General features: G+C 67.6%; 14 protein-coding genes. 8 read left to right on the top strand and 6 right to left on the bottom strand.

The features are described from left to right. Position 1: 1 nt before the first annotated feature. A complete protein-coding gene (locus FZP69_RS11155) occupies positions 2–646 on the bottom strand; it encodes a DsbA family protein (protein ID WP_152041368.1) in 645 nt (214 codons plus the stop codon). 97 nt (positions 647–743) lie between these two features. Here FZP69_RS11155 and FZP69_RS11150 point away from each other — a divergent pair, with 97 nt between their 5' ends. Then, complete coding sequence (locus FZP69_RS11150) at positions 744–1,133, top strand: 2Fe-2S iron-sulfur cluster-binding protein (RefSeq protein ID WP_152041367.1); 390 nt, start codon at positions 744–746, stop codon at positions 1,131–1,133. 29 nt (positions 1,134–1,162) lie between these two features. Here the strand turns inward: FZP69_RS11150 and FZP69_RS11145 are convergent, their stop codons facing one another. Next, positions 1,163–1,645, bottom strand: a complete 483-nt coding sequence (locus tag FZP69_RS11145) for a dihydrofolate reductase (RefSeq protein WP_152041366.1) — start codon at positions 1,643–1,645, stop codon at positions 1,163–1,165. A 115-nt stretch (positions 1,646–1,760) separates the two neighbouring features. On the opposite strand from FZP69_RS11145, the gene FZP69_RS11140 reads away from it, so the two are divergent. From FZP69_RS11140 to FZP69_RS11130, 3 genes are all read left to right on the top strand, one after another. After that, positions 1,761–1,970 (top strand): DUF1918 domain-containing protein, encoded by a 210-nt coding sequence (locus FZP69_RS11140; RefSeq protein WP_152041365.1) that lies wholly within the window; start codon positions 1,761–1,763, stop codon positions 1,968–1,970. Positions 1,971–1,972: 2 nt separating this feature from the next. Continuing rightward, the gene (locus tag FZP69_RS11135; RefSeq protein WP_152041364.1) at positions 1,973–2,422 is read left to right on the top strand and encodes an RNA-binding protein; all 450 of its coding nucleotides are present in this window, start codon (positions 1,973–1,975) and stop codon (positions 2,420–2,422) included. A gap of 284 nt (positions 2,423–2,706) precedes the next feature. Then, the gene (locus FZP69_RS11130) at positions 2,707–3,306 is read left to right on the top strand and encodes a thioredoxin family protein (RefSeq protein ID WP_152041363.1); all 600 of its coding nucleotides are present in this window, start codon (positions 2,707–2,709) and stop codon (positions 3,304–3,306) included. A gap of 45 nt (positions 3,307–3,351) precedes the next feature. Here the strand turns inward: FZP69_RS11130 and FZP69_RS11125 are convergent, their stop codons facing one another. Beyond that, positions 3,352–4,395: an NAD(P)-dependent alcohol dehydrogenase gene (locus tag FZP69_RS11125; RefSeq protein WP_152041362.1), complete on the bottom strand. Its 1,044-nt coding sequence runs from the start codon at positions 4,393–4,395 to the stop codon at positions 3,352–3,354. A gap of 121 nt (positions 4,396–4,516) precedes the next feature. Between FZP69_RS11125 and FZP69_RS11120 the strand changes: the two genes are divergently transcribed. Together FZP69_RS11120 and FZP69_RS11115 are read left to right on the top strand one after the other, a co-directional pair. Then, on the top strand, positions 4,517–5,569 hold the full coding sequence (locus FZP69_RS11120; protein WP_152041592.1) for an amidohydrolase family protein: 1,053 nt from the start codon (positions 4,517–4,519) through the stop codon (positions 5,567–5,569). Further along, the gene (locus FZP69_RS11115; RefSeq protein ID WP_152041361.1) at positions 5,569–6,345 is read left to right on the top strand and encodes an iron-sulfur cluster assembly protein; all 777 of its coding nucleotides are present in this window, start codon (positions 5,569–5,571) and stop codon (positions 6,343–6,345) included. The genes FZP69_RS11120 and FZP69_RS11115 overlap by 1 nt, the downstream gene beginning before the upstream one ends. 31 nt (positions 6,346–6,376) lie before the next feature. Here the strand turns inward: FZP69_RS11115 and FZP69_RS11110 are convergent, their stop codons facing one another. Further along, entirely contained in the window at positions 6,377–7,657 is a 1,281-nt protein-coding gene (locus tag FZP69_RS11110; protein WP_152041360.1) for a cytosine deaminase, read from the bottom strand. A 178-nt stretch (positions 7,658–7,835) separates the two neighbouring features. Here FZP69_RS11110 and codB point away from each other — a divergent pair, with 178 nt between their 5' ends. After that, complete coding sequence (gene codB / locus FZP69_RS11105; RefSeq protein WP_152041359.1) at positions 7,836–9,227, top strand: cytosine permease; 1,392 nt, start codon at positions 7,836–7,838, stop codon at positions 9,225–9,227. A 113-nt stretch (positions 9,228–9,340) separates the two neighbouring features. After that, positions 9,341–10,561: a CaiB/BaiF CoA transferase family protein gene (locus FZP69_RS11100; RefSeq protein ID WP_152041358.1), complete on the top strand. Its 1,221-nt coding sequence runs from the start codon at positions 9,341–9,343 to the stop codon at positions 10,559–10,561. A 43-nt stretch (positions 10,562–10,604) separates the two neighbouring features. Here the strand turns inward: FZP69_RS11100 and FZP69_RS11095 are convergent, their stop codons facing one another. Continuing rightward, positions 10,605–11,465, bottom strand: a complete 861-nt coding sequence (locus FZP69_RS11095; protein WP_152041357.1) for a DUF58 domain-containing protein — start codon at positions 11,463–11,465, stop codon at positions 10,605–10,607. A 7-nt stretch (positions 11,466–11,472) separates the two neighbouring features. Continuing rightward, positions 11,473–12,414, bottom strand: a complete 942-nt coding sequence (locus FZP69_RS11090; protein ID WP_152041356.1) for an AAA family ATPase — start codon at positions 12,412–12,414, stop codon at positions 11,473–11,475. Positions 12,415–12,421: the final 7 nt, after the last annotated feature.

Genomic DNA, 12,421 nt, shown 5'->3' with positions numbered 1-12,421 from the left:
GCTACGACCGGGCGTTCTCGACGGCCGTTCGGACCGCGTCGAACGTCGCGTTTACCTGCTGGCCGTCGACGAACACCGTCGGGGTGCCCTGTACGCCCATGTCGATCCCGCGCTGGCGGTCGGCCTCTAGCACCGGCCGGTATCGCCCGTTGGTCGCGGCGGCGCGGACGTCGCAGCCGTCGGCACCGACGTCGTCGGCGAGCGAGCGGAGGAGCGACATCGAGTACGAATCCTGGTTCTCGAACAGGGATGCCGCGTAGTCGAAGAAGGTCGCGTCGTCGATCCCGTCCTGGACCGCGCGTGCAGCGCCGGCCGCGCCCCACGACCACTGTTCGCTCACCGGGATCGGCAGGTCGTGGTGTTCGTAGCGGACGTCGTTACCGACCAGTTCCGACTCGATCGACGGCAACTCTTGGAGGTGGTACGTTCGACAGTGAGGGCAGGAGAAGTCCTCGAACGACATTACGGTCACCGCGGCGTCGTCGGGACCCATCGACGGTGCGGGAAGGGACTGGACTGTCGGTCGTGCGGAGAGGTCGCAGTCGGTGTCGGTAGCGCCGCCACCCGTGACCGATCCGAGACAGCCGGCAGTGCCGACCAGGGCCACGCCACCGCTCGCGAGGAGAGCACGTCGTGTCGTCTGCATACCGTAGCTCTGGTGTCTCGGCTACTTATCCACCGTGGTCCGGAGCGAGTGTCCGGTAGCCCGTACCGATTTACGCGTCCCGTCCCTCCCGCTGGACATGCCGACGATCGATTTCCGTGGACGCACCCTCGACTGCGCGGCCGGGGCGGTGCTCCGTGACGCGCTGCTCGACGCCGACGAGACGCCACACAACGGCCGGGCGCGTCTGGTGAACTGTCGCGGGAACGGGAGCTGCGGAACCTGCGCCGTCGCGGTCTCCGGTCCCGTCTCGCAGCCGACCCGACGCGAACGACTCCGGCTCTCGGTCCCACCGCACGATCCCGACGCGGGACTCCGGCTCGCCTGTCAGACCCGCGTACTCGGCGACGTCGCGGTCGAGAAGTTCGACGGATTCTGGGGCCAGCACGTCGACGAGGCGGACGACGCCGTGGACGAGGTGGACGAGCCAGCGGACGGCCCGAACGGGAGAGACGCCGACGACGGATAGCGACGGTCAGATGGTCGTCACCCGTGACGTCAGTCTCCGGTGCGGGTCCACTCCTCGAGGGTGAACCCCTCGTACTCGGTCTCGGCGGCGAGCGTCCACTCGGACTCGTCGAACGCGGGGTAGTAGCTGTCGCCCTCGTACTCGCCCGGCACCCGGCTCAGCAGCATCCGGTCGAGGTGTGGCTGGAACAGCTCGTAGATGCCGGCCCCACCGATCACGTACGCCACGCCGGTGCCGAGTCGTTCCGCGAGGTCGACCGCCTCGTCGACGTTCGTGGCGTGGTGGGCGGTATCGACGTCGAACGACTGCTCGGACCGGCTCAACACGATCTGCACCGCTCCCGGGAGGTCGTCGAGCATCGACTCGAACGTCCGTCGACCGAGGATCACCGGATGGTCGGCGATGCGGGCCCGGTACTGTGCCTTGTCCGCGGGAATACTGGGCCAGGGCAGTTCGCCGTCCTTCCCGATGACGCGATCCGCCGTGAGCGCGGCGACCGAAACCAGTTCCATACCCGACGTTCGGGCGTCGCGGCAAAAGCCGTTCGTTCGCCCCTGAGCCAGTGTGACGGCGTGATGGCGTGACCGTATCACGGAGTTTTTATTCGGGCCCCTCGGAGCAGTGGGCATGAGCTTCGAGAAAGACGACACCGTCGTCCTGCACGACAAACACAGCGAGTTCGACGGCGAGGTCGGTACCGTGACGCAGGTCATGGAGACGATGTTCGGCGACGCGACGTACACCGTGAGCTTCGACGACGGGCAGGAGACGGGCGTCCCCGAGGATCAGCTCGAAGCGGCCGAGGCCCAGGACGAAGACGAGGACGACGACGCGTAAGCGTGGCCCGGGTCCCGTTCCACTACGTCGACCTGCGGACGTTCTCCTACGAGACGGAGGACGAGAAACGGGTCGAGGCGGCGCTCAGGACGTTTCTCCCCGACGAGTTCGAGGTGGAGCGGGCCGAGAGCCGCGGCCACCACGGTGATCGGATCGTGGTCTTCTCGGCTCGCGTCGAGCGGGCCGACGGGATCCGTCACGTCCTCGCGCAGGTCGCGGCCGCCCCCGACTACGACCGGATCTTCGACGAACTCGACGACCGCATCACCGACAACTGCGAACTGTTCCTCCGCTTCGACAAGCAGGCGGCGTTCGGGAACGAGATCCGGCTCGGCGAGGGAATCACGTTCCGTGCGAAGGTCGAGGCCTACCCCGCCAAGCGCGACGCTGCTCTCGAGAACGCCCGCGAGGCGCTCGAAGCCGTCCGCGACGACGCGACCGACGGCGACTGATCGGGTGCGTGTGTCGGCTGGCCACGAGAGCGACCGTGAGGCGAGCAGCTGACAGGTGACACAGGATGGACCCACGGAGACGACGAGACGGGGTGTCACGCGACCGCGGACCGTCCCGCCGGAGTCGTTACGTCACGGACAGCCGTGGCCGCGTACTGGTTGATAAACCCTCGCCGTCGTCGACACACTCCCGTCTGCCCCGTCACCGGTGCCGTGGACGGAGCCACGCGGCGGCGGCGTGAGGGAGGGACAGAAAGTTACCGCTCCGGCTCTTACCCGTCGACATGGTCGCCAAAGAGAGCGGACACGTCCTCGACAGGGGCGACGAGGCTCCGAGCTTCGAGCTCCGGGGAACCGACGAGCAGACGCACACGCTGGCCGACTTCGACGATAGCGAGGCGCTGTTGCTCGTCTTCACGTGCAACCACTGCCCGTACGCGAAGGCGAAAGAGGAGGCGCTGAACACCCTCGCCGCCGAGTACGACGACGTGGCGGTCGTCGGGATCAACCCGAACGACGACGACCAGTATCCGGACGACTCCTTCGAGAAGATGCAGGCGTACGTCGAGTCCGGCCGCATCGGGTACGACGCGTACCTCCACGACGAGTCCCAGGCGGTCGCCGCCGCGTACGGCGCGGTCTGTACGCCCGATCCGTTCCTGTTCCGCAACGACGGCGGGACGTTCCGACTGGCGTACCACGGCCGTCTCGACGACGCGCTGAACCCGGACGACGATCCCTCCGGCGATCCGGCGTTCGAGATGCGGCGAGCGATCGAGGAGGTACTGGCCGTCGAGGACGTGACGGTCGAGTGGAACCCGTCGCGCGGCTGTTCGATCAAGTGGCGCACGGGCAACGAACCCGACTACTGGAGCGACGTGTAAGGGGGGCGGTGCACCGGCCTGCGAGCGGCGGTCGGGTCGCCCGTCTCAGGGCGGCGTGATGACCGCCCGCCCGTCGATCTCGCCGTGTTCGAGCCGTTCGGCGACGGTGTTCACGTCGCCGAGTTCGTGCCGTTCGGTGTGGAGCGTCACGTCGCCCCGATCGACCAGCGCGACGAGTTCCTGCAGTTCGGTGTACTGTCCGACGAGCGTCCCGCGGAAGGAGAACTCGCCGAAGACGAGCCCCTGCGCGGGCTCGTGGATGTGCCCACCGTAGCCGATGATGTGGTGGTCGCCACCTGCCGCCGTGATGTCGGGGGCGAGCGCCGTCGTCTGGTCGCGACCCACGAAGTCGAGCGTCTGCTGGGAGCCGACGCCGCCCGAGAACTCCTCGACGACGCTCGCGACGTCCTCGGTCTCGGGGTCGATCGTTTCGTCGGCACCGAGGTCGCTGGCGAGGTCGCGCGCCGACTGTTTGAGATCGACCGCGACGATGTCGGCGGCCGACATCGCCCGGAGACACTGGAGACCGATGTGACCGAGGCCACCGACCCCGATAACGACGGCCGTGTCACCGGGGTTGAGTTCGTGGACGGCCTTCTTCGCGGCGTGGTACGCCGTGATACCGGCGTCGGCGTGCGGCGCGATGTCCGTCGGATCGACTCCCTCGGGCAGTGGGATGACTGCGCGATCCGACGTGTGCAGGAACTCGGCGAAGCCGCCGTCGGTGGTGAGCCCGTTGAACTGCGAGTTCTCGCAGTACATGTCCTCGCCGAGTCGGCACGGGCGGCACGTCCCACAGGTCTGGACCGGGTGGCAGATGACGGGGTCGCCCTCCGAGACGGTCGTGACGTCCTCGCCGACCTCGGCGACAATACCCGCGTTCTCGTGGCCGAGCGTCATGGGCAGGTCCTGCTCGACGTACTCGGTCCACATCCCCTCGATGATGTGGTTGTCCGTCTGGCACCATCCCGCGCCCTCGACCTCGACGATGACGTCGCTCGGCCCAGTGGCTGTCGGCCGGTCGACCTCGTCGATCGAGAGTGCCTCGCTCATATCGTCGGTGTACTCGTGTAAACGTGCTGCTTGCATGCCAGGTTGATACTCCTCACACACCGTAAAAAGCTCTCCGGCACTGACACTTTCCTGCAGCCGTTTCGTTGAGGAACAATTATGTTAATTATTTATCCTGTGTTTTACCATGCTCACTCGTATGTACCACCACGAAGGCGAGGACGTGTTCGTCATCGACGGACACCTCCACCTCTGGGACGCGAGCGAGGAGAACATCAAACACCAGGGCGGTGAGGAGTTCATCCAGTGTTTCTACGACTATCACGCCACGTTCACTCCCGAGGACCGCCTCTGGGACATGGACGAGTACCGCAAGTACGGCGCCGACCGGATGGTCGAGGACCTCTTCGGCAACGGTGCCGTCGACATGGGGATCCTCCAGCCGACACACCTCCACGAGTTCTACAAGAACGGGTTCAACACGGTCGACGACGACGCGGAGCTGGTCGAGCAGTACCCCGAGCGGTTCATCACCAACGGTCGGTGGGACCCGCGCGACGGCGAGGCGGGTCTGAAAGAGCTCGAACGTCAGAAGGAAGAGTACGACGTCCAGGGCGCGAAGGTATACACCGCCGAGTGGAAGGGCGACTCGAAGGGGTGGCGCCTCGACTCCCCCGAGGCGTTCGAGTTCCTCGAGAAGTGTGCCGAACTCGGCATCACGAACATCCACCCGCACAAGGGGCCGACGATTCGGCCGCTCAACCGCGACGCGTTCGACGTGGGCGACGTCGACGATGCTGCCTCGTCGTTCCCGAACCTCAACTTCATCGTCGAACACGTGGGGCTTCCCAGACTCGACGACTTCTGCTGGATCGGCACCCAGGAGCCGAACGTGTACGGCGGCCTCGCGGTGGCGGCACCGTTCGCCCAGAACCGCCCCGAGAAGTTCTCCGAGATCATGAGCGAACTCCTCTGGTGGCTCGGCGAGGACAAACTGCTGTTCGGGTCGGACTACGCGCTCTGGAACCCCGACTGGCTGGTCGAGACCGTGATGGAGGCCGAACTCACCGAGGAGCACAAGATGGAGTACGGCGTCGAGTGGAGCCACGAGGTGAAGAAGAAGGTGATGGGTGAGAACGCCGCCGAACTGTACGACATCGACATCGAGGCGAAGAAGCGGGAGTTCGCCGACGACGCGATCGCCCAGCGGTTCGGCCTCGGTGACCACTACAGCGGCGCGGCGGCCGACTGATGTCTGCGGCCTCATCAGTGGACGCGGTCCGCGAACGGCTCGCACGCGTGACGGACCCCGAGCTCGACCGATCGATCGTCGAACTCGGCTACATCGACGAGATCGACGTCGACGGCGACAGGGTGACGGTCCGCTTTACGCTCCCGACGGCCTGGTGTTCGCCCGCGTTCGCCTGGATGATGGCGACGGACGCCCGCGACGGGATCGAGTCGATCCCGGGTATCTCCAAGGCGCGGATCCAGCTCCGCGACCACATGCACGACGAGGAGATCAACCACGGCGTCAACGAGCGGCTGTCGTTCGGGGAGGTGTTCCCCGACGCCGACGGTGGCGTCGAGGCGATCCGGGCGACGCTCGACGACAAGGCTCGCGTCGCCCGACAGTACGACGCGGTCGAGGCGCTGCTCGACGCCGGCGTCGCACCCGACCAGCTCTGTCGCCTGACGCCGTCCGATCTCGACCTCGACTTCGACGACGAGGCGGACCGTGCGGCGGTCGAACTCGACGACGGTGCCCTGGTCGTCACGGTCGACGCCGCCCCGCTCCGCCGGTACCTCCGGAAGTCCCGGACGGTCGGTGTCTTCGCCGAGGACGAACCGCTGTTCAGGACGCCCGAGGGCGGTCCGATCGACCCCGAGGAGTTCGAGGTCGTCCACCGCCGCGGCCGGCTCGCACAGACGAACATGTCCGGCCAGGCGGGCATCTGCGACGCGCTCAACGAGAGCCGCCGCCGGAAGCTCGGCCGGGAGCCTCCGGAGACGATCGACGCCGACTGAGCCACGCTCCGTCCCGCCCCCTCGTCCGGCGTCAGCGGTGAAAGTCGACCCGACGGTCCTCACCATCGCGGTGGACGACCGTCTCGCGCGGCTCGGTCTCGGCGACGACGCGTCCCTCGCGCACGACGAGTGTCCGCGGTGCCCGGGTCCGGAGCGCGTTGAACGGGTCCGGGCTGTCGTAGACGACCAGCGACCCCTCGTTGCCCTCCGTGAGGCCGTAATCGTCGGCTCCGAACACGGACGCGTTCGCCTCGGTGAGCATCCGCCAGAGCGTCTCGACGTCGCCGTGACCGCTCATGTGTGCGTAGTGCAGGAGGACGTACGCGGCGTCGAGCTGGTCGCCGACGCCGTAGTGGTACCACGGATCGACGACGGAGTCGTGGCCGATGGCGACCGTCACCCCCGCGTCGTGGAGTTCGTCGATCCGGGTGTGGCCCCGCCGCCGCGGGTAGTCGTCGTACCGCCCCTGTAAGACGCTGTTGTCCGGTGGGTTCGTGACGACGCTCACGCCGCTCTCGTTCAACAGGGAGATCAGTTTCGCGGCGTACGCGTTCGGGTACGAGTGCATCGCGGTCGTGTGGCTCGCGGTCGTTCGATCCCCCACGCTGCGTTTCAGTGCCTCGCTCGCCAGCACCTCGGTGAACCGCGAGCCGGGGTCGTCCGTCTCGTCGATGTGGAGATCCAGAGGGGTCCCGTACCGCTCGGCGAGGTCCATCGCCACCGCGACCGACGAGACGCCGTCCTCGCGGGTGTGCTCGTTGTGCGGGATGCCACCCACCAGATCGCAGCCCATCTCCATCGCCTCCCGCAGGAGGTCCTCGTGTGCCGGTCGGGTGAAGACCCCGTCCTGCGGGAAGGCGACGACCTGGAGGTCCACGAGGTCCGACACCTCCGCGCGGAGTTCGAGCAACGCCTCGACGCCCGTCAGCGTCTCCTCCGTGGTGTCGGCGTGGGTGCGGACGCGCGTGATCCCGTTGGCCGCCATCCACTCGATCGCCCGCGTCGCCCGCGCCTTCACGTCCGCCTTCGAGAGCGACTCCTTGTAGTCGGCCCAGATCCGGATCCCCTCCGCCAGCGTGCCGGGGTCGTTCCAGCGCGGTTCTCCCGCGGTGAGCGTCGCGTCGAGGTGGAGGTGCGGTTCGACGAGCGGCGGGGTGACTAGCCGACCCCCAGCGTCGTGTCGACGGTCGCGATCGAACGCCTCGGGGTCGCCCTCGCCCGCCGGGACGAGTCGGTCGATGCGTCCGTCACGGACCTCGACGTCGATACGGTCGCCCGCTAGCGTGGTCGCGTCGGTGACGACGTACTCCATGGGGGGAGGAGTCGGAGCGGGGTCATCAACCCTTCCCCGGACGGGGAGCGGACGAGTCGACGGACGCGCCGAACGACGTGGTCACGCCGATGCGGTCGCGAACAATCGAAGGACTGCGGAGGTTCCTTCCAGAATATTATGGGAAGCTATATACCTGGTCGTCAGGCACGTCCGCGGGATGGCGACACAGGATTCCGGCTTCGACTGGCGGACGTTCGTCTTCGGTGACGAGGACCTCCCCGACCCGGACTGGCCGGTCGACCACGTCCCGAAGAGCGAGCGCAAAGGACTCGTGAGCATCTCGGCCGTCCTCCTGGGGTTCGTCTTCTTCGCCGGCACGCTGTGGGCCGGCGCGGAGGTCGGCGCGGCGATGGGCTTCGTCCCCATGCTGTCGGCGATGGCCGTCGGCTACGCCATCCTCGGGGTGTACGTCGCGACGCTGTGTGCGATCTCGGCGAAGGCCGGCCTGACGACGGTGTTGCTGTCGCGGTACACGTTCGGTCGGATAGGCGCGAAGTGGGCCGACCTCCTCCTCGGCGGCACGCAGGTCGGGTGGTTCGGCGTCACGATCCCCCTGATCGCCGTCCCGACGGCGTCCTTTTTCGGGGTCGACACGCCGATGTTCGTCTCGGCGCTCGTCGTCGTCTGGGGGCTGCTCCACCTCGCGACGGCGTACTTCGGCTACGAGGGGATGGAGCGGCTCTCGTACGTCGCGGTGCCGGCGCTCGTCGTCGTCGGCCTGCTCTCGATCGGCATCGCCGTCGTCGACAGCGGCGGCGTCGGGGGGCTGCTCTCGCAGGTCGGCGGGGGCGGAATGGCGTTCGGCGCCGCCGTCACCATCGTCGTCGGGACGTTCATCAGCGGCGGGACGCAGGCACCGAACTGGGCGCGGTTCGCCGCGAACAAACGGGTCGCCTTCTGGGCCGGGCTGATCGCATTCCTCGTCGGGAACGGCTTCCTGTTCCTCTCCGGGGCCGTCGGCGGCGCCGTCTACGACGTCACGCCCGCGGGCGACCTCTACGCCGTGCTCACGGCGCAGGGGCTGGCGTTCGTCGGTCTGGTCGCGCTCGTGTTCAACATCTGGACGACCAACGACAACGCGGCGTACGCCTTCGGGGTCGCCGGGAGCGAGGCGTTCGACCTCGACCGCAAGCGGCCGTTCGTCCTCGCGGGCGGTGCGGTCGGCATCGTCCTCGCGCTGGTCGGCGTCGACAGCCTCCTCGTGCCGTGGCTGGCGACACTCGGGCAGTACATCCCGCCCATCGGCGGCGTCATCATCGCCGACTTCCTGCTCGTGTGGGGACTCGGGCGCATCCCGCGGATGGAGGACGTCTCCTTCACGAACGTCCGGTGGGTGTCGATCCTGGCGTACGTCGCCGGCTGTGTCGTCGCCATCCTCACCGCCGGCTCCATGATCCCGGGCGTCGCCGCGCCGCAACTGCTCCCCGGCATCACCTCGCTCAACGGCATCGTCGCCGCCGTCGTCGTCCACGTCGTCGGCTACTACGCGCTCGAGCGCTCCGGCGTCGTCGACGGCCACACCGTCGACACCGACGCCGACTACGTCTGAGATCGACGCGCCGGACCCGGCGTGGGGGCGTCCGTCGGCGACGACCGCGACGGACGCGCGGTCATGGACCTGCCGTGGGTAACGCTTTTCGTCCATCCACGACGCCGTACGGCATGAACGCGACCGGCGGGCGGATCCTCGACGGCGTGCGGGTAGTCGACCTCTCGACGTTCGTCACCGGCGGTTTCTGTTCGCTCATGCTGGCGAACCAGGGTGCCGACGTGGTGAAGGTCGAACGGCCCGGCACCGGCGACGACATCAGACAGTCGGGCCCGCCGTTCGTCGACGGCGAGTCGCCGTACTACTGGACGCTCAACTACGACAAGCGCTCGGTCGAACTGGACCTCAAGACCGACGCCGGGAGGGAGGCGCTGGTCGACCTCGTCGCCGAGGCGGACGTCTTCGTGCAGAACTTTCGCCCCGGAGTGGCCGACCGCCTCGGCGTCGACTACGACACCCTCGCCGAGGAGAACCCTGGTCTCGTCTACTGCTCGATCTCCGCGTACGGCGACTCGGGGCCGTGGAGCCAGCGCCCCGGCTACGACCTCCTCGTCCAGGGGATGAGCGGCATCATGAGCGTCACGGGCGAACCGGATCCCGACGGTCGTCCGGTGAAGGTCGGCCTGCCCCAGACGGACCTCATCACGGGGATGTGGGCGGCGTTCGGGGTCGTCAACGCCCTCCTGAAGCGCGAGCGGACGGGCGAGGGCGACCGGGTCGAACTCGGGATGCTCGACGCGACGCTCCCCTGGCTGACGAAGCAGGCCGGGAAGGTGTTCGCCGGCGAGGAGCCGTCGAGAATGGGCACCAAAGATCCCGTTCTCGCGCCGTACCAGACCGTCGAGACGGAGGACGGCCACCTCAACGTCGCCTGTCTGAACCAGCGACAGTGGCGGCGGTTCTGCGAGGCGATCGACCGCCCCGACCTCGCCGAGGACGAGCGCTTCGCCACCAACGCCGACCGCGTCGAACAGATGACCGAGCTGGAAGCCGAGATCGAGGAGGCACTCTCGGCACGCCCGACGGACGAGTGGATGGAGATCCTCGTCGACGCGGGCGTCCCCGCCGGACCGGTCCAGTCGGTCGAGGAGGCGCTGTACAACGAACAGACCGACGCACGGGGCGTCGTCGGCGAGGTCTCCGACGACGACGGCGAGCGGACGATCCCGACGATCGAGCACCCGCTGAACTTCCGCCACGCTGAGAGCGGCTTCCGGTCGCCGCCGCCGAAGCTGGGCGAACACACCCGCGAGGTGTTCGCGGAGCTGGGCTATTCGGCGGACCGTCTGGACGAACTCGCCGCAGCGGGCGCGTTCGGCGATCCCACCGAGTGACCCGCGGGGAGACCACCGACTGGCGTTCGCGTGGGCGGCCGCCTCAGCCGATCCACAGCGAGGCGAACGAGTCGAAGAAGTCGTCGCCGGTGTTCACGAGTGCGTGGCTGGCGCGGAGGTCGCTGGCACGGGCGGCGACCTCGTCGGTGAACGTCTGCAGCCGGTCGTGGTACTGCTGAGCGAGGCGGCCCCCGAAGTACGTGCGAAGCTCCTGTTCCGTCTCCGGCTCCTCGAAGACGGTGTCGCCCAGCACGTCGGGGTCGAGTTCGTCGGGCGACAGCACCTGTGCGGTCACGAGTTCGTTCCGCGACAGCGAGGCCATCCCCTCCTCGATGGCGTCGAGGTCGCCGAGGAAGTCCGAGAGCACGACGACGAGCGACCGGCTCGAGATGGTCGGGACGTAGCTCTCGAGCGCGTTCGCGAAGTCGGTGCGCCCGCCGAGCTCCTGTTCGTTCAGCAGGTCGACGAGCTGGAGGAGTTCGCCCCGGTTCGACCGGCCCGTGTCGAGCCGTTCGTAGTCGTCGCCGAAGACCGAGAAGCGGAAGTCGTTGTTCTCCTCGGCCGTGAGATAACAGAACCCCAACCCGAGTTTGGCGGCGTACTCGAACTTGTGTTCGTCGCCCGTGCCGAAGTCCATCGACGACGACGAGTCCACGAGGACGTGCACCGTCAGACTCCGTTCCTCCTCGTACTGCTTGATGAAGTACTCCTCCGTGCGCGCGTAGAGCTTCCAGTCGATGAGCCGGGTGTCGTCGCCGGGAGCGTACCGGCGGTAGTCGGAGAACGTGAGCCCCTCGCCGATGTCGGGCGACTCCTGTTCGCCCTGGTACTGCGACGTCGTCTCGCGTTTCATCGACGAGTCGAAACGATCGAGCTCGTCGAGGAACTCGGGGTCGATCGTCATGGCGAGGTCACCGCTCGTCGGCGACGATCGACCGGACCACGTCGTCGGCGTCCAGCCCCTCGCGCTCGGCGCGGAAGTCGACGATGATCCGGTGTCGCAACACCGGCGGTGCCATCGCCTCGATATCCTCCCACTTGACGTGACTCCGCCCGCGGAGGAACGCACGGGCCTTCCCCGTGAGGACGAGCGCCATGCTCGCGCGGGGGCTCGCGCCGTACTCGATCTGGTCGTGGTCGCGGGTCGCCCGCGCCAGTTGTACTGCGCGGTCGCGGAGGTCGTCGGCGATCGGCACCTCGCGGACGAGCTGCTGGATCTCCTGGATCTCCTCGCGGGCGAGTACGCGTTCGACGTCGGGTACCCGCCCGCCCTCCGTGTACAGCTGGACGATGCGGCGCTCCTCCTCGAAGCTCGGGTAGTCGACGAGGATCTTCAGGAGGAAACGGTCGGTCTGTGCCTCGGGCAGGGCGTACGTCCCGCCCTGGTCGATGGGGTTCTGTGTGGCGAGGATGAAGAAGGGTCGCGGGAGGTCGTACGTCTCGCCCGCCGCGGTCACCTGTTTCTCCTGCATCGCCTCGAGCAGCGCCGCCTGCGTCTTCGGGGTGGCGCGGTTGATCTCGTCGGCGAGCACGATGTTCGCGAACACCGGCCCCTTCTCGAAGACGAAGTCCCTGCCGTGTTCGGTCTCGCGGATGATCTCGGTGCCGGTGATGTCGGAGGGCATCAGGTCCGGCGTGTTCTGGATGCGCGAGAACTGGAGGTCCGTCACCTCCGAGAGCGTCCGGATCATCGACGTCTTCCCGAGGCCGGGGTTCGATTCGAGGAGGGCATTGCCGTCGGCGAGCACGCAGACGAGGATCTGCTCGATGACGTCGGTCTGTCCGACGATGCGTTTGCCGACCTCTTCGCGGACCTGCTCTAACTTCGACTGGAGCCGTTCGATATCACTCATATGTTAC

This window comes from Salinigranum salinum, from assembly GCF_009176545.1.
Taxonomy (GTDB): domain Archaea; phylum Halobacteriota; class Halobacteria; order Halobacteriales; family Haloferacaceae; genus Salinigranum; species Salinigranum salinum.
Note: the sequence above shows the minus strand (reverse complement) of the source record. Positions and strands in the feature narration are given on the sequence as shown.